Origin of the sequence: Streptomyces sp. NPDC051105 (genome assembly GCF_040682795.1) — a bacterium.
Taxonomy (GTDB): Bacteria; Actinomycetota; Actinomycetes; order Streptomycetales; family Streptomycetaceae; genus Streptomyces.
This window is the reverse complement of sequence record NZ_JBFBBR010000004.1, coordinates 347,195-363,084: the sequence shown is the minus strand read 5'-3', so window position 1 is coordinate 363,084 and position 15,890 is coordinate 347,195. Positions and strand designations below refer to the sequence as shown.

Sequence of the window (15,890 nt, the reverse complement as noted above, 5' to 3'; positions counted from 1 at the left end):
ATCGCCTCGTACGGGCCGCCGCATAGGGTGTCCTCACCCGAACAGCCCCTTACGAAGGGATGCAGCGATGGCGATCCAGGTCGGCGACAAGGCGCCCGACTTCGAGCTCAAGGACAACCACGGCAGGTCCGTGCGGCTGTCCGACTTCCGCGGCGAGAAGAACGTCGTGCTGCTCTTCTACCCGTTCGCCTTCACCGGCGTGTGCACCGGTGAGCTGTGCGAGCTGCGCGACCACCTGCCGCAGTTCGAGGACCGCGGCACCCAGCTGCTCGCCGTCTCCAACGACTCCATCCACACCCTGCGGGTCTTCGCCGAGCAGGAGGGCCTGGAGTACCCACTGCTCAGCGACTTCTGGCCGCACGGCGAGACCTCGCGCGCCTACGGCGTCTTCGACGAGGCCAAGGGCTGCGCGGTCCGCGGCACCTTCGTCATCGACAAGGAGGGCGTCGTGCGGTGGACCGTGGTCAACGGACTGCCGGACGCGCGCGACCTGAACGACTACGTGAAGGCGCTCGACGCCCTGTAGACCGCTTCAAGGACCGTTCGCCGATCCCCTAGGGGCCGACAGGGCCGACACCCGGTAATTCTCGGGGTCCAGGGCCTGCGGGGGGCGGGAACCCGTCACTAGGATCGAATCGTTGATCCGGTATCCGAAGCACGACGGGGGCTCCCCGCCCCTGGACACCACAAGGGAGGACTCGTGGGAGTCAGCCTCAGCAAGGGCGGCAACGTATCGCTGACGAAGGAGGCCCCGGGCCTGACCGCGGTCCTCGTCGGTCTGGGCTGGGACGTCCGGACCACCACCGGCACCGACTTCGACCTGGACGCCAGTGCGCTGCTGCTGAACCAGGAGGGCAAGGTCGGCAGCGACCAGAACTTCGTCTTCTTCAACAACCTCAAGAGCCCCGACGGCTCGGTCGAGCACACCGGCGACAACCTCACGGGTGAGGGCGAGGGCGACGACGAGGTGATCAAGGTCAACCTGGCCACGGTCCCCGCCGACGTGGACAAGATCGTCTTCCCGGTGTCGATCTACGACGCCGACAACCGCCAGCAGTCCTTCGGCCAGGTCCGCAACGCGTTCATCCGCGTGGTGAACCAGGCCGGCGGCGCCGAGATCGCCCGCTACGACCTGTCCGAGGACGCCTCGACCGAGACCGCCATGGTCTTCGGCGAGCTGTACCGCAACGGCGCGGAGTGGAAGTTCCGCGCCATCGGCCAGGGCTACGCCTCCGGCCTGCGCGGCATCGCCCAGGACTTCGGCGTCAACGTCTGAGCCCGTCCGGGCGCCCGCCGAGGGCGTTCGAAAGTCCGCACTGTCCGGCGTCGCACCGTTTACGGTCGGCGCCGGACGTGCAGGACAACCGGAGAAACACCGCTAGGGGAGGACCAGCACCATGGGCGTCACGCTCGCCAAGGGAGGCAATGTCTCCCTCTCCAAGGCCGCACCGAACCTCACCAACGTCATGATCGGACTCGGCTGGGACGCCCGCTCCACCACCGGCGCCCCCTTCGACCTGGACGCCAGCGCACTGCTGTGCAAGGACGGCCGGGTACTCGGCGACGAGTGGTTCGTCTTCTACAACCAGCTCAAGAGCCCCGACGGCTCCGTCGAGCACACCGGAGACAACCTCACCGGTGAGGGCGAGGGCGACGACGAATCGATTCTGGTCGATCTGCCCAAGGTGCCGACCCAGTGCGACAAGATCATCTTCCCGGTCTCCATCCACATGGCCGACGAGCGCGGCCAGACCTTCGGCCAGGTCTCCAACGCGTTCATCCGGGTCGTCAACCAGGCCGATGGCCAGGAGCTCGCCCGCTACGACCTCAGCGAGGACGCCTCCACCGAGACCGCCATGATCTTCGGCGAGCTCTACCGGTACCAGGGCGAATGGAAGTTCCGGGCCGTCGGCCAGGGGTACGCGTCAGGGCTGCGGGGTATCGCGCTCGACTTCGGTGTGAACGTCTCGTAGCACCCGTCACAGCCGGATGTCGGGCCCGCGCGAGCCGTAGGACACCGATGCCCTCTAGACTCCGTGGTCAACAGTGAGTAAAGCCGCGTACGGCGCGGGAGAGACCCGTACCACACCATGATGGGGTAGCCAGTGCTTCTGAAAACCTTCGGCTGGTCGTTCGCGATCACCGCGCTCGGCCTGGTCGCCGCGGTCTTCTACGGGGGGTGGGAGGCCTTCGGCATCGTCGCGATCCTCGCCGTCCTCGAGATCTCCCTGTCGTTCGACAACGCGGTCGTCAACGCCGGAATCCTGAAGAAGATGAGTGCCTTCTGGCAGAAGATCTTCCTCACGGTCGGCGTTCTCATCGCGGTCTTCGGCATGCGGCTGGTCTTCCCCGTCGTGATCGTCGCGGTCACCGCCAAGATGGGCCCCATCGAGGCCGTCGACCTCGCGCTCAACAACAAGGACCGCTACCAGGAACTGGTCACCGACGCCCACCCGGCGATCGCCGCCTTCGGCGGCATGTTCCTGCTGATGATCTTCCTCGACTTCATCTTCGAGGACCGGGACATCCAGTGGCTGCGCTGGATCGAGCGTCCGCTGGCCAAGCTCGGCAAGGTCGACATGCTCGCGGTCTGCATCGCCCTGATCGTCCTGCTGATCACCTCCTTCACCTTCGCCACCCACGCCCACCAGCACGGCGGCGGCCATGTCGACAAGGCGCAGACGGTCCTGATCGCCGGTATCGCCGGCCTGATCACCTACATGATCGTCGGCGGCCTCTCCGGCTTCTTCGAGGACCGGCTCGAAGCCGAGGAGGAGCGCGAGCACGAGGAGGAGGAAGAGGCCGAGCGCACCGGCAAGAAGAAGTCGGCGGTCGTACTGGCCGGTCAGGCCGCGTTCTTCATGTTCCTCTACCTGGAGGTCCTGGACGCGTCCTTCTCCTTCGACGGCGTCATCGGCGCCTTCGCCATCACCAACGACATCGTGCTGATGGCCCTCGGCCTCGGTATCGGCGCGATGTACGTCCGGTCGCTCACGGTCTACCTGGTCCGGCAGGGCACCCTGGACGACTACGTCTATCTGGAGCATGGCGCCCACTACGCGATCGGCGCGCTGGCGGTCATCCTGATGGTCACCATCCAGTACCAGATCAACGAGGTCATCACCGGTCTCGTCGGCGTCGTCCTGATCGGCTGGTCGTTCTGGTCCTCCGTGCGACGCAACCAGCGGTTGGCGGCGGCCGAGGGAAAAGCGGGGACGGACGAGAAGGCTGAGGTCTCGTCCGGCGTCTGAACCGGCTCGCCGGGCCGAAAACGGAGGGTGTGACACCCTTCTGGACGAGGAACGCTCTGTTCGGGGCGGCCGGCGCGGTCGGCCGCCCCGAGGCGTCGGCAGAAGTCTCTGGGGGCGGGAATGGGTTTCTTCGACGGGCTGCTGGGCGGAAGGGCGGCCGAGTTCGACTCGGGCAGCGCCGCGTCCAACTCCATCGAGCTCACCAAGCGGCACCAGCAGGTGTCCCTCACCAAGCAGGGCGCGGCCACCGGCAACCTGCGCATCAACCTGAGCTGGCGGATGCGGACGTCCGACTTCGACGGCGAACAGCGCACGAGCCTGTTCCGGCACCCCTTCAAGGCGCTCAGGCCGCCGGAGGTGATCGGGCACGGGCAGAGCATGGTCAACGTGGACCTCGACCTCGGGGCGCTGTACGAGCTGACCGACGGGAGCAAGGGTGTCGTACAGCCGCTCGGCGGCCTGCTCGGGGACGTGAACGCACCGCCGTACGTCAAGCTCAGCGGCGACGACCGGTTCGGGTCCGCGTCCGGGGAGACGATGTACGTCAACCTTGATCATCGCGACGACATCAAGCGGCTGCTGGTCTTCGTGTACATCTACGACCAGACGCCGGCGTTCGACCGCACCCACGCGATCGTGACGCTCTACCCCAGCAACGGGCCGCGGATCGAGATAGGCCTGGACGAACGGCATCCGCAGGCCCGGTCGTGTGCGGTGGTGATGATCGAGAACGTCAAGGGCGAACTGGTCGTCCGGCGCGAGGTGAAGTTCGTGTACGGGTTCCAGGGGGAGCTGGACCGGTTGTACGGGTGGGGGCTGCAGTGGGGGCGGGGTTACAAGACGAAGGTGGAGAAGTAGGGGGCCGCGCCCGCGCGGTCATCGTCCGATGAACTGCGGTCCCTGCGGCGGCAGCCGGAAGTCCGTGTTCGGGACCGTGGCCACCGGGATCGGGGCCGGCGGGGGGTAGCCGTAGCCCGACTGGGGCTGTTGCTGGGGGTAGCCGTGGGTCGGCGAGGCGGGCTGGGGGTAGCCGTACGTCGGCTGGGCCGGGACCGAGGTCGGCTGCTCGGGCGGCAGCGGCTGGGAGGCCGGGAGCTCCTCCAGCGACTCCGACTCGTCCACCGAGATGCCGAAGTCGGTCGCCAGGCCCTTGAGGCCGTTGCTGTAGCCCTCGCCCAGCGCGCGGAACTTCCAGCCCTCGCCCCTGCGGTACAGCTCGCCGCAGATCAGGGCGGTCTCGGCGCCGGTCTCCGGCTTGATGTCGAAGTGGGCCAGCGGCTCGGCGTCGGGAGCCGAGGCGTCGTACAACAGGATGCGCAGCGCGGGTACGTGTTCGAACGGGACGCCGTCCGCCGATGCGACCAGGAGGATTCGGCCGACATTCGGCTCGACACCGGGGAGATCTGTCTGGATCGTGTCGGTGAGGCCTTCCGCCATCCGTTTCTTGCCGATCCGCCAGACCTTCCCGGAGGGGTGCCGGGGCTGGTTGTAGAAGACGAAGTCCTCGTCGGAGCGCACACGTCCGTCGGGGCCGAGGAGCAGCGCCGAGGCATCGACGTCCGGGACTCCCTGCCCGGGGGTCCAGCGCAGTACCGCCCGGACCGTGGTGGCCTCCACGGGGACGTTCGACCCCTTCAGCATCGCGTGCGTCATGCGGTCATCCTGCCCTCTCGGTCCTGGTCACGACAACGCGGGGGGCTCCGCGACCGACACAGGCGGGTTACCTGGAATTCATGCCCGGCGGGAACCCTCGACATGGCTTTGTACGTACTATTACCGGCCACCCTTTACCCATTCCACAGGCCAGGCCCACGCCACGGGGGAGTTCTATGCGTCATTTCGGGCACATCGCACCTGAGGTGCGGCAGCGCCTCTTCCACCAGGAGCCGTGCGAGTTCACCGCCGACTCCCCGGCCCGGCTGCTCTCCGCGGCCCTGGGCGCCACGCTGTACAGCCCGGCCACCCGGGAGCGGCTCGCCGACGACATCGTCAAGCAGGCGGGACTCGGCGTGGTCTCGATGGTGCTGTGCCTGGAGGACTCCATCGGCGACGAGGACGTGGTGGCGGGCGAGGCGAACCTCGTCCGCCAGTTCGCCGACCTGGCCGCTCGGGTCCGGGCGGGCGTGGAGCTGCCGCTGCTCTTCATCCGGGTCCGCGAGCCCGAGCAGATCCCCGATCTGGTACGCCGGCTCGGCGGCGGCGTGTCGCTGCTGTCCGGGTTCGTGTTCCCGAAGTTCACCGAGGAGCGCGGCATCCCCTTCCTGGAGGCGCTGACCGGAGCGGAGGCGCGCAGCGGCCGCCGGCTCTTCGGCATGCCCGTCCTGGAGACGCCCGAGCTCATGTACCGGGAGACGCGCGTGGACGCCCTGGAGGGCATCGCCCGCGCCGTCGACAAGTACCGGAGCAGGGTGCTGGCGCTGAGGCTCGGGGTGACCGATTTCTGCTCCTCGTACGGGCTGCGGCGGGCGCCCGACATGACCGCCTACGACGTGCAGATCATCGCCTCCGTGATCGCGGACGTGGTGAACATGCTCGGCCGGGCCGACGGCACCGGATTCACGGTGACCGGGCCGGTCTGGGAGTACTTCCGGGTCCCCGAACGCATGTTCAAGCCGTTGCTGCGCTCCAGCCCCTTCCTGGAGGAGCAGGCCGTGGAACTGCGCGACCGCCTCATCGAGCACGCCATGGACGGCCTGCTCAGAGAGATCTCCCTGGACCACGCCAACGGCCTGCTCGGCAAGACCTGCATCCACCCCTCGCACGTCATCCCCGTACACGCGCTGTCGGTCGTCAGCCACGAGGAGTTCTCGGACGCCCAGGACATCCTGCGGCCGGAACGGGGCGGTGGGGGTGTACTTCGCTCGGCGTACACGAACAAGATGAACGAGGTGAAGCCGCACCGCGCCTGGGCCGAGCGGACCATGCTGCGGGCCGAGGTGTTCGGCGTGGCCAACGAGGACGTCGGCTTCGTGGAACTGCTCGCCGCCGGAATCCCCGGCTGACGGGCCCTAGGGGACGACACAGGAAGCACATGAACATCGCAGTGAACAACGGGGACTGGTCCGGCAGCTGGGTCGCCGAGCGGCTCGGCGTCGAACTCGTGGGCGACGACGGCCTGCGGGCCCTGCTCGGACTGGCCCTGCGCCGTAACCCCAAGCGGGCCCACCTGCTGGTCTCCAACGTGCTCGGCAAGCACGTGCCGCAGTCGCCCGCGGTGGTGTACGGCCACGGGTTCACCCTCGGCCGCCGGGTGCGTGACCTCCTCGGTGACGAGGAGGCGGCCCGGGCCGTGGTCCTGGGCTACGCCGAGACGGCCACCGGCCTCGGCCACTGCGTCGCGGACGGTATCGGCCTCGCCCCCTACCTGCACTCCACGCGGCGCCCGGTCCCGGGCATCACCCCGGCCGGAGGCTTCGAGGAGTCCCACTCCCACGCGACCTCGCATCTGCTGCTCCCCGAGGACCCGGGGCTGCTGGCCGGGGACGGCCCGCTGGTCCTGGTGGACGACGAGTTCTCCACGGGCAACACGGTCCTGAACACGATCAGGGATCTGCACGCCCGTTATCCGCGGAAACGTTACGTCGTGGTGGCTCTGGTCGATATGCGGTCACCCGCGGATGCGGGTCGCCTCGCGGATTTCGCCGGTGAGATCGGCGCCAGGGTGGACCTGGTGGCCGGCGCGTCGGGGACGGTACGGCTGCCGGAGGGGGTGCTGGAGAAGGGGCAGGAGTTGGTGGCGCGGTACGAGGAGAGTGCCGCGCCAGGTGGTCGGCCGGGTGCGGCGCCGTCCGGGCTGAGCGCGCCCCGCGGCGGAGCCGCACATGGACACGGCCCCGCGCCCCTTCAGGGCGTTGTCCCTGAAGCCGACGCCAAGGGCAATCCCCCAGGGACGCGGGGAACTGCGCGGCCGGCCCCCACCGCCCCGCAGGCGACCGAGGACCGCACCACCCCCCACGCCACCCGCATCGACCTGCACTGGCCGCACGGCCTTCCCGACGGCGGACGGCACGGATTCACCCCCGCACACCGAATACGCCTCGAAACGGCTCTCCCGGCCATGGCAGCACGCCTGGCCGAGGCGCTGCCCCTGGGCACCCGCCGCGTACTCACCCTCGGCTTCGAGGAGCTGATGTACGCCCCCCTCAGAGTCGCCCGTGAGCTGGAGGCCCTCGTCGCCGCCGAGGTGCGGTACTCCACCACCACCCGCTCTCCCGTCCTGGCCGTCGACGACCCCGGCTACGCCATCCGCAGCCGTCTCGTCTTCCCGGCCCACGACAACCCCGCCGACGGCCCCGGCGAGCGCTACGCGTACAACGTGGCCGGCGCCGGCTTCGACGCGGTGGTCGTCTTTGTCGACTCCACCGGCGACACCCCCGAACTGCACGCTCCGGACGGCCTGCTGGCCCGGCTCGGCGCGCATGCCCCGCATGTCCTGCTCGCGGTCGTACCCTCGTACGCCCCCGCGCCGACCGAAGAGAGCCCCGCCATGCTGCCCGAGCCCCTCCGCGGCCCCGCCTTCTCCTCGTACCCGCCGGAGGACGTCGGCTGGCTGCTCCAGGACCTCTCGGACGTCACGCTGGAGGCGCCGACGGAGGAGCGCGAGGAGGCCATCCAGGGCGGCGGCGCGCACTACGCCGAGTCGCTGCCGGTGGAGTACCAGCCGAGCGAGCAGTACCAGGCGTTGTTCCACGCGGCCCTGGAGACCTCGGCGGCCCGGCTCGCGCAGGCGGTCGGTGTCGTCACCGAGACCGTGATGGCCGAGCGGTCGCCGCGGCCGGTGCTGGTCTCGCTGGCGCGGGCCGGCACCCCGGTGGGCGTGCTGATGCGCCGCTGGGCGCGGTTCCGGTACGGCGCCGAGCTGCCGCACTACGCCGTGTCGATCGTGCGCGGCCGCGGTATCGACGCGAACGCGCTGCGCTGGCTGGCGGCCCACCACGATCCGCGGGACGTCGTGTTCGTGGACGGCTGGACCGGGAAGGGCGCGATCACCCGGGAACTCGCGGACGCGATCGCGGAGTTCGAGGAGCGGGCGGGCGTCTCCGGATTCGACCCGGAGATCGCGGTGCTCGCGGACCCCGGGTCGTGCGTGCGGACGTACGGCACCCGGGAGGACTTCCTGATCCCCTCCGCCTGCCTCAACTCGACGGTCTCCGGGCTGATCTCGCGGACCGTGCTGCGGGCCGACCTGGTGGGTCCCGACGACTTCCACGGCGCGAAGTTCTACCGCGAGCTGGCCGGGGCCGATGTGTCGGTGGCCTTCCTGGACGCGGTCGCGGCGCGGTTCGAGGAGGTCGTGGACGCGGTGGACGAGGCCGTGAAGGAGCTGGCCGTCGCGGACCGCACGCCGACCTGGGAGGGCTGGGCGGCCGTCGAGCGGATCAGCGAGGAGTACGGCATCCATGACGTGAACCTCGTCAAGCCGGGCGTGGGGGAGACCACCCGGGTGCTGCTGCGCCGGGTGCCCTGGAGGATCCTGGCGCGGGCCGGCGCGGGCGCCGACCTGGACCATGTGCGGCTGCTGGCCGAGCAGAGAGGTGTGCCGGTGGAGGAGGTCGGCGAACTGCCGTACACGTGTGTCGGGTTGATCCATCCCAAGTACACGCGCGGGGCGACCGGTGCCGACGGCAGGGCGGTGCACGTCTGATGGCGCTGCTGGTGGCGAGCGACCTCGACCGTACGCTGATCTACTCGGCGGGTGCCCTGGCGCTGACCATGCCGGACGCCCGGGCGCCCCGGCTGCTCTGTGTCGAGGTACACGAGAGCAGGCCGCTGTCGTACCTGACCGAGACGTCCGCGCGGTTGCTGACCGAGCTCGGCGACGCGGCCGTCTTCGTGCCGACGACCACCCGGACCCGTAAGCAGTACGAGCGGATCAACCTGCCGGGGCCCGCGCCGCGGTACGCCATCTGTGCCAACGGCGGCCATCTGCTGGTGGACGGGGTGTCCGACGGGGACTGGCACGGGCAGGTGCTGGCGCGGCTGGCCGACGAGTGCGCGCCGCTGGACGAGGTACAGGCGTATCTGGCCGAGCACGCCGACCCGGTGTGGCTGCGCAAGCTCCGGGTCGCCGAGGACCTGTTCGCCTACCTGGTGGTGGAGCGGGAGTTGCTGCCCGAGGAGTGGGTGAAGAGCCTCGCGGTGTGGGCGGAGAACCGCGGCTGGACGGTGTCGTTGCAGGGGCGGAAGATCTACGCGGTGCCGAAGCCGCTGACGAAGAGCGCGGCGATGCGGGAGGTCGCCCGGCGGACCGGCGCCGAACTGACGCTGGCCGCGGGGGACTCGCTGCTCGACGCCGACCTGTTGCTGGCCGCCGACCGCGGCTGGCGGCCGGGGCACGGCGAGTTGGTCGACGCCGGGTGGGCCGGGCCGGCCGTCGTCGCGTTGCCGGAGCGGGGGGTGCTCGCCGGAGAACGGATCCTGCGGGAATTCCTGAAGACGGTCCGTACGGAGGGCTAGCCGCAGCAGCCGCCGCCGCAACAACCGCCGGAGCTGGGGGCGGTGGCGGGTGTGGAAGCCGTACCGCCCACCGCCACCGTGGACAAGAGCTTTACAGTGTCTTCATGTCCTTGCGGGCATGCTGCCGGAGCGGACGACTCGGCCATGGGGCGGGACAGTTCGAAGGTGTCGCCGCAGGTGCGGCAGCGGTACTCGTATCGGGGCATGAGGACAGGCTAACGGGAGTACTGAGGAAGTGATGGGCATCACTTCACCTCAGAATTTCATGAGTGTTCCTTTCTGTCCGATACTTGTGCGGAGATTTTGAAAAGATCGCTGATAATTTAAGCTGGCCGCGAGGAGCCGAAAGACCGGGGGATGAGGGGGGCTCGCAGCGCCGCGCCCGCCGCGGCCCTGCCACCCGTCGTGTCTAACCACGCGCGCAAGACCGAGTGCGAGGGAGACGCAGTCGTGACGGACGCATCGGAGCGGACGGGCGACCCGGAGGGCGGCAATGACCAGGCCGGATCCCGGGATCGAAAGCCGTTCGAGCCGGACGCGACCCTGCATCTGAAGGTCGACGGCCTGCGTGCGGAGCATGCTCTGTGGCAGAAGGGCGACGACGCTCAGCGTGCGCAGGAGCTCGCACGGCAGAAGGCGGAGGCGCTGTGGAACGAGCTGCACGCCCTGCGGGCCGGGAAGGCCGACGCCGCGAAGGCGGAGAAGGGCGCGGGCGGCATCCTGGCACCCCGTGCGGGGGAGCGGCGGAAGAAGCCGGATCCGCCGAGGCATGACGAGACCCTGCATCTGAAGGTGGACGCCCTGCGGGCGGACGTCACGATGCAGATCCGGGTGCCCGGGCAGGGACAGCCCGAGCCGGAGTCGGCGGCCTCGGGCGGCCGTGCCGAGCGGCGCCGCAGCGCCCGCCCGTCGCCGCGTGAACGCGTGCTGGCGGCCGTGGCGGGACTCCGGGCCCACGTGGGGCCCCGACTGGCGCCACTGGCCCCGTACGCCCGGAAGGTGCGGCCGATGTACCCGCGGCCCGGCCGGACCGGCTGGCGGCGCTGGATACCGTCCTGGCGGCAGTGGCTGGGAGGCTTTTTCGGGAGCATCGGCCTGACCGGGCTGTTCCTCGTCGTCGCCTACGCGTCCACGGACATACCGTCCAACCTCAACACGTACGCCACCCAGCAGGACAATGTCTACTTCTGGTCCGACGGGACGCCGATGGCCCGGACCGGCTGGGTGCAGCGGCAGGACATGCCGCTCAAGGACATACCGGTGGACGTGCGCTGGGCGGTGCTCGCGGCGGAGAACGAGAGCTTCTACTCCGACCCCGGTATCTCCGTCAAAGGCATAGCCCGGGCCCTGTATCGCACGGTCGGTGAGGGGGACACCGAAGGCGGGTCCACTATTACCCAGCAATACGTGAAAAACGTCTATCTGACACAGAACCAGACGGTGAGCCGTAAATTCACCGAGGCGATGATCTCCCTCAAGCTCGACAACAAGATGAGCAAGGACCAGATTCTGGAGGGCTACCTCAACACCAGCTGGTTCGGCCGGGGGACGTACGGCATCCAGCGCGCCGCCCAGGCCTACTACGGCAAGGACGTCGGCCAGCTGAACGCCAGCCAGGCCGCCATGCTCGCCTCGCTGCTCAAGGGCGCCGGACTCTACGACCCGACGCTGAGCAAGGCCAACCACAAGCGGGCGGTGGAGCGCTGGTCCTGGATCCTGGACCGGATGGTCAAGATCGGCAAACTGTCGCCGGCCGAGCGGGCCAAGTACAAGACCTTCCCGGATCCGATCAAGAACAACAAGGTCTACGACACCGGTAACCAGAGCGACTATCTGGTCGAACTGGCCCAGCAGTACGCCAAGAAGTCCGCCCATATCTCGGACAAGCAGTTCGACCTCGGCGGATACCAGATCTACACGACCTTCGACCGGAAGAAGGAGGACACCCTCACCAAGGCGGTCAGCAAGGCCCGCAAGGCGGCCAAGGAGAGCGACCCCGACCTGGCGAAGGACGCTCACTACGGCGCCGCCTCGGTCGCCACCGACGGACGGATCGTCGCCGTGTACGGCGGACCCGACCACCGAACGCAGGGCTACAACGAGTCCAACGCGACCACCGTCCCGGCCGGCACCGCCTTCCTGCCCTTCGTCTACGCAGCCGGGCTCCAGAACGGCGTCCACAAGGAGCGCGGCGGGGCCGCCACCTCGGTCACCCCGGAGACCCTCTACGACGGGAACGACAAGATCCCCGTCACGACACCGGACGGGCCGTACTGGGACCGCAGCGGCAAGAAGGTCTACGCGAACAACGACGACGGGACGTCCTATGGACAGATCAGCCTGGCCCAGGCCCTCGCCCGGTCTGTGAACACACCGTTCATGCAACTCGGCATGGACACCGGGCTCGACAGGGTGCGGTCCACCGCGGTGGCCTCCGGGCTGCTCTCCGACAGCATCGGGGCACAGGTGCCGGCCCTGTCCATGGGCAGCTCCACACCCAGCGCGATCCGCATGGCGAGCGGCTACGCCACCTTCGCGGCCGGCGGCAACCACACCGAGCCGTACTCCGTCGCCAAGATCACCCGCAACGGCCACCGGGTCGCCCTCGACACCCCGCAGCCGACCCGCGCGGTCCGCGACGACGTGGCCGAGGACGTCGAGCAGGCACTCACCGAATCGTTCCGCCTCGCTCACCCGGGCGCCTCCACCAGTGCCGGCGCGGCGGGCAAGGCGGGTACCACCCATGCCACCGGCAAGGACACCGCCTCCTGGTACACCGGCACGGCCGCGTCCGTGACCACGTCCGTCGTCGTCTACCGCCTCGACCTGAGCAAATCCCTGGAGCCGCTCCCGCTCAAGGGACTCGCCGGCACCGGCGACGACAACGTCCCGTACGCGCTCTGGGCACAGGCCATGGGCCTTGACTGACCACCGAAGCCCGAAGCTCCCCACACCACCCGCAGAATGAGCCCCGCATGAAGCCCCGTACGAAGTCGACAACCGGCGGCCACCGCCGCAAGGCGCCCGCCCGTGACCGCCGTCCAGCCCGCCCGGAGTTCCTGACCCTGGCCGCCTTCCTCGTCGTCGCCTCCCTCGTCGCGGGCTATCTGGTGCTCACCCGACAGGACGACACGGCACCCACCGCAGCCGGCACCAGAAAGGCCTCCCCGTCGGCGTCGGCGAGCCCGAAGTGGGACGGCAAGACCAAGGTGCTGGGGGACGGCTCGACGTCATACACCGGCCCGCAGACCGGCCAGTTGAAGCCCGAGAAGCTCAAGCCGGGCGAGAAGCCGCCCCAGTTCGTCGTCTTCTCCTGGGACGGCGCCCTGGAGGGCGACGACCATCTCTTCTCGCACTACCGGGAGATGGCCAAGGAGTACAACGCCCACATGACCTTCTTCCTCACCGGCATCTACCTGCTGCCCAAGAGCAAGAAGGATCTCTACACCGGGCCCATGCACTCCCCGGGCGACGCCGCCATCGACTACGCCACCGACGAGCACATCCGCACCACCCTGGAGCAACTGCGCGAGGCCTACAACCAGGGCAACGAGATCGGCACCCACTTCAACGGCCACTTCTGCGAGAAGAAGGGCGGCGGCGAGTGGAGCGTCGCGCAGTGGAAGAGCGAGATCGACCAGTTCTACAAGTTCGTGGAGAACTGGAAGACCAACACCGGCTTCAAGGACATCCCCGCCCTGCCCTTCGACTTCAAGCAGGAGGTCGTCGGCGGCCGCGCCCCCTGCCTGGAGGGCCAGCCCAACCTGCTCAAGGCCCTGCAGAAGTACGGCTACAACTGGAAGTACGACGCCAGCTCCCCCGGTGACTACCAGATATGGCCGTCCAAGAAGAACGGCCTCTGGAACTTCCCGCTGGAACTGCTGCCCTACGGCGACAACATCCAGGCCCTGTCGATGGACTTCAACTTCCTCTACAACCAGTCCAACGGAGAGGTCGACGGCGACGCGTCCCAGTACGCCACCTGGGAGCAGGAAACCGTCAACTCCTACATGAACGGCTTCAACCGCGTCTACTACGGCAGCCGGGCCCCGCTGTTCATCGGCAACCACTTCGAGGACTGGAACGGCAGCATCTACATGAAGGCCATCGACCAGATCATCCCGAAGATCTGCACCAAGAAGGGCGTCAAGTGCGTCTCCTTCAAGGAACTCGCCGACTGGATGGACGCCCAGGACCCGGAGACCCTCGCCCGGCTGCGCTCCCTGGACCCGGCACAGGCCCCCGCCGACTGGTCGACCATCGTCAAGTGACCACGGCGCAGTGACCGCAGCGGGTGACACGGTTCAAGTACGGGGCACAGTAAGCGGATTCTCCAGATGCAACCCCCTTCACAGGAGCCGCACACGTCGTGCGAAGATGCCGTCGCCCGGTAGGTGTACCGGCGTAGAGGGGAAACACCATTGAAATCCAGAAAACTGAGCCGTAAGCGAAGCCGTGCGGCCATAGTCACGGCGGCGGCTGCCTCGGTCGTCGCCGGCGTCGCCCTCGTGCCCAACTGGAGCGCGGGCGCGGCCGTCGTCGACGACCCGACCGTGGACGCCGCGACCAAGGCGACCTTCCAGAAGCTGGCCGACGCGGTCTTCACCGACCGCACCCAGGCCCTCGTACGCGGGGCCACCACGAAGCAGAGCACGTCTCGCTTCTCCGGCGACGTCCGCCTGTCCAGCACCCAGTCGCGTGACGAGAACTCCGCGCTGACCCAGCTGCGCGGCCGCCAGGACAACCTCGCCAAGCTCGGCGAGACGTACAGCGCCGGCAACACCCGGGTCACGCTCGACGCGACCCGCGTCACCGGCCGTACCGCCAAGGCCGACGTCACCGAGACCACGACGCTGACCTACGCGAAGGCCACCGGCAACGCGCCGAAGACCACCGGCTTCCAGTCCCACCACGAGCTGACCTTCAAGGCCGACCAGCAGGGCACCTGGCAGCTCACCACCATCAAGGACACGGACGACGGCGGCCTCGCCGTCAACACCCTGTCCAAGCCCTCGGTCAAGGCGCCCGCCACCGGCGACGACGGCGACACCATGCCGAACGCCCCGCGCGCGGCGACCACCCGCAACCCGGCGGCCGTCCCGAAGACCAGCACCACGTACGACTACAAGGCCATGGCGGCCTACGCCGAGAAGTACTGGAACGTCTACAACAAGGACTACCCGGACTTCAACGGCCACGCGGACGGCGGCGACTGCACCAACTTCGTCAGCCAGTCCCTGAAGGCCGGCGGCTGGAAGCACGTCCCCGGCTACGTCTACGACTACACGAAGTGGTTCGGCACCGCCGACATCCAGTCCGACTCGTTCGTCGGCGTCAACGAGTGGTCCTGGTTCGCCCAGAACTCCAAGCGGACCACCCCGCTCGCCAACGTCTACCAGCTGGAGGTCGGCGACGTCCTCCAGATGGACTTCGACCGGGACGGGTCCAAGGACCACACGATGATCGTGACGTACAAGAGCAACGGCATCCCGTACGTCACGTACCACTCGAACAACACCCTGCGCAGGTCGGTGGCGAGCCTCGTCGCGTCGTACCCGAACGCGTACTACTACGCCTACCGCACCTGATCACCCGAGGTGACCGCCCGCTGCTCCGCTTCGGGGTGGCGGGCCCGCCAGTACGGGTTGTCGTGCGGCAGGTTCGTACTGACCCTGCCGTACATCCCGAACACCATCAGCACGATGCCCACCACGAAACTGAAGAGCACGTTCTGGATCCTGAAGGCCAGGAAGTTCGAATCCGTGTCGAGCAGGCCCAGGAACAGGAAGCCGTTCAGGATGAACAGCACACCGAGCACCATGTTCACCGTGGACGCGAAGTTCCCGCCGATCACCATCCCGACGAACAGCAGGACGCCGACACAGATCGACAGCACGCTCAGCGCGCCGTTGGTGTTCAGACCGATCGCGGTGTTGCCGCCGGTGTCGAAGAACCCGATGTTGTCGGTGAGCCCGAGGATCCCGAAGGCCAGCAGGAACAGACCCATCAGGCCCGCCCCGATCCGGTAGACCCTGTTCAGGCGGTGGTCGACGGGCAGCGCCTCGTCGAACATGATCCGCCGCCGCGGCGTCGGGTGCGTCACGTGTGAGGCCATCTCCGCCTCCCGATCTCGAATGCGGGTCGCCTACCCAATATCCGCCCGCGCCGACCGGTCGGCAACGG

General features: G+C 68.6%; 14 protein-coding genes. 11 read left to right on the top strand and 3 right to left on the bottom strand.

All coding sequences use genetic code 11. The features are described from left to right. Positions 1-67: 67 nt before the first annotated feature. The 5 genes from AB0N16_RS12405 to AB0N16_RS12385 all read left to right on the top strand — a co-directional run bounded on the left by AB0N16_RS12405 (position 68) and on the right by AB0N16_RS12385 (position 4,109). A complete protein-coding gene (locus tag AB0N16_RS12405; protein ID WP_365795753.1) occupies positions 68-526 on the top strand; it encodes a peroxiredoxin in 459 nt (152 codons plus the stop codon). Positions 527-700: 174 nt separating this feature from the next. Continuing rightward, a complete protein-coding gene (locus AB0N16_RS12400; protein ID WP_365795751.1) occupies positions 701-1,276 on the top strand; it encodes a TerD family protein in 576 nt (191 codons plus the stop codon). Positions 1,277-1,397: 121 nt separating this feature from the next. Further along, positions 1,398-1,973 (top strand): TerD family protein, encoded by a 576-nt coding sequence (locus tag AB0N16_RS12395; protein WP_365795749.1) that lies wholly within the window; start codon positions 1,398-1,400, stop codon positions 1,971-1,973. Positions 1,974-2,105: 132 nt separating this feature from the next. After that, the gene (locus AB0N16_RS12390; protein ID WP_365795747.1) at positions 2,106-3,251 is read left to right on the top strand and encodes a DUF475 domain-containing protein; all 1,146 of its coding nucleotides are present in this window, start codon (positions 2,106-2,108) and stop codon (positions 3,249-3,251) included. 120 nt (positions 3,252-3,371) lie between these two features. Beyond that, complete coding sequence (locus AB0N16_RS12385; protein WP_362565576.1) at positions 3,372-4,109, top strand: Tellurium resistance; 738 nt, start codon at positions 3,372-3,374, stop codon at positions 4,107-4,109. 18 nt (positions 4,110-4,127) lie between these two features. On the opposite strand, the gene AB0N16_RS12380 is transcribed toward AB0N16_RS12385, so the two are convergent. Continuing rightward, complete coding sequence (locus AB0N16_RS12380) at positions 4,128-4,904, bottom strand: TerD family protein (RefSeq protein WP_365795745.1); 777 nt, start codon at positions 4,902-4,904, stop codon at positions 4,128-4,130. Between the two features lie 176 nt (positions 4,905-5,080). Here AB0N16_RS12380 and AB0N16_RS12375 point away from each other — a divergent pair, with 176 nt between their 5' ends. From AB0N16_RS12375 to AB0N16_RS12365, 3 genes are read left to right on the top strand one after another with little or no spacing between them, the layout of a single operon-like run. Continuing rightward, complete coding sequence (locus AB0N16_RS12375; RefSeq protein ID WP_365795743.1) at positions 5,081-6,253, top strand: HpcH/HpaI aldolase/citrate lyase family protein; 1,173 nt, start codon at positions 5,081-5,083, stop codon at positions 6,251-6,253. A 29-nt stretch (positions 6,254-6,282) separates the two neighbouring features. Continuing rightward, positions 6,283-8,895, top strand: coding sequence for a phosphoribosyltransferase domain-containing protein (locus AB0N16_RS12370; RefSeq protein WP_365795741.1), 2,613 nt, complete (start codon positions 6,283-6,285; stop codon positions 8,893-8,895). Then, positions 8,895-9,707, top strand: a complete 813-nt coding sequence (locus tag AB0N16_RS12365; protein WP_365795739.1) for an HAD family hydrolase — start codon at positions 8,895-8,897, stop codon at positions 9,705-9,707. The genes AB0N16_RS12370 and AB0N16_RS12365 overlap by 1 nt, the downstream gene beginning before the upstream one ends. Here AB0N16_RS12365 and AB0N16_RS12360 read toward each other — a convergent pair. Then, entirely contained in the window at positions 9,704-9,913 is a 210-nt protein-coding gene (locus AB0N16_RS12360; protein WP_365795737.1) for a zinc ribbon domain-containing protein, read from the bottom strand. The two genes, AB0N16_RS12365 and AB0N16_RS12360, sit on opposite strands and share 4 nt — an antisense overlap. 613 nt (positions 9,914-10,526) lie before the next feature. Between AB0N16_RS12360 and AB0N16_RS12355 the strand changes: the two genes are divergently transcribed. The 3 genes from AB0N16_RS12355 (at position 10,527) to AB0N16_RS12345 (ending at position 15,295) form a co-directional block, all read left to right on the top strand. After that, the gene (locus AB0N16_RS12355; protein ID WP_365796195.1) at positions 10,527-12,635 is read left to right on the top strand and encodes a transglycosylase domain-containing protein; all 2,109 of its coding nucleotides are present in this window, start codon (positions 10,527-10,529) and stop codon (positions 12,633-12,635) included. Positions 12,636-12,682: 47 nt separating this feature from the next. Next, positions 12,683-13,978: a hypothetical protein gene (locus AB0N16_RS12350; protein WP_365795735.1), complete on the top strand. Its 1,296-nt coding sequence runs from the start codon at positions 12,683-12,685 to the stop codon at positions 13,976-13,978. 150 nt (positions 13,979-14,128) lie between these two features. After that, positions 14,129-15,295, top strand: a complete 1,167-nt coding sequence (locus AB0N16_RS12345) for an amidase domain-containing protein (RefSeq protein ID WP_365795733.1) — start codon at positions 14,129-14,131, stop codon at positions 15,293-15,295. On the opposite strand, the gene AB0N16_RS12340 is transcribed toward AB0N16_RS12345, so the two are convergent. Continuing rightward, entirely contained in the window at positions 15,283-15,822 is a 540-nt protein-coding gene (locus AB0N16_RS12340) for a DUF4383 domain-containing protein (protein WP_365795731.1), read from the bottom strand. The genes AB0N16_RS12345 and AB0N16_RS12340 overlap by 13 nt on opposite strands. Positions 15,823-15,890 lie beyond the last annotated feature (68 nt).

Excerpts from the sequence above, each read along its gene's own strand:
- AB0N16_RS12405 (WP_365795753.1), top strand. The coding sequence starts at position 68 with ATGGCGATCCAGGTCGGCGACAAGGCGCCCGACTTCGAGCTCAAGGAC.
- AB0N16_RS12395 (WP_365795749.1), top strand. The coding sequence starts at position 1,398 with ATGGGCGTCACGCTCGCCAAGGGAGGCAATGTCTCCCTCTCCAAGGCC.
- AB0N16_RS12385 (WP_362565576.1), top strand. The coding sequence starts at position 3,372 with ATGGGTTTCTTCGACGGGCTGCTGGGCGGAAGGGCGGCCGAGTTCGAC.
- AB0N16_RS12380 (WP_365795745.1), bottom strand. The coding sequence starts at position 4,904 with ATGACGCACGCGATGCTGAAGGGGTCGAACGTCCCCGTGGAGGCCACC.
- AB0N16_RS12375 (WP_365795743.1), top strand. The coding sequence starts at position 5,081 with ATGCGTCATTTCGGGCACATCGCACCTGAGGTGCGGCAGCGCCTCTTC.
- AB0N16_RS12370 (WP_365795741.1), top strand. The coding sequence starts at position 6,283 with ATGAACATCGCAGTGAACAACGGGGACTGGTCCGGCAGCTGGGTCGCC.
- AB0N16_RS12365 (WP_365795739.1), top strand. The coding sequence starts at position 8,895 with ATGGCGCTGCTGGTGGCGAGCGACCTCGACCGTACGCTGATCTACTCG.
- AB0N16_RS12360 (WP_365795737.1), bottom strand. The coding sequence starts at position 9,913 with ATGCCCCGATACGAGTACCGCTGCCGCACCTGCGGCGACACCTTCGAA.
- AB0N16_RS12355 (WP_365796195.1), top strand. The coding sequence starts at position 10,527 with ATGCAGATCCGGGTGCCCGGGCAGGGACAGCCCGAGCCGGAGTCGGCG.
- AB0N16_RS12350 (WP_365795735.1), top strand. The coding sequence starts at position 12,683 with ATGAAGCCCCGTACGAAGTCGACAACCGGCGGCCACCGCCGCAAGGCG.
- AB0N16_RS12340 (WP_365795731.1), bottom strand. The coding sequence starts at position 15,822 with ATGGCCTCACACGTGACGCACCCGACGCCGCGGCGGCGGATCATGTTC.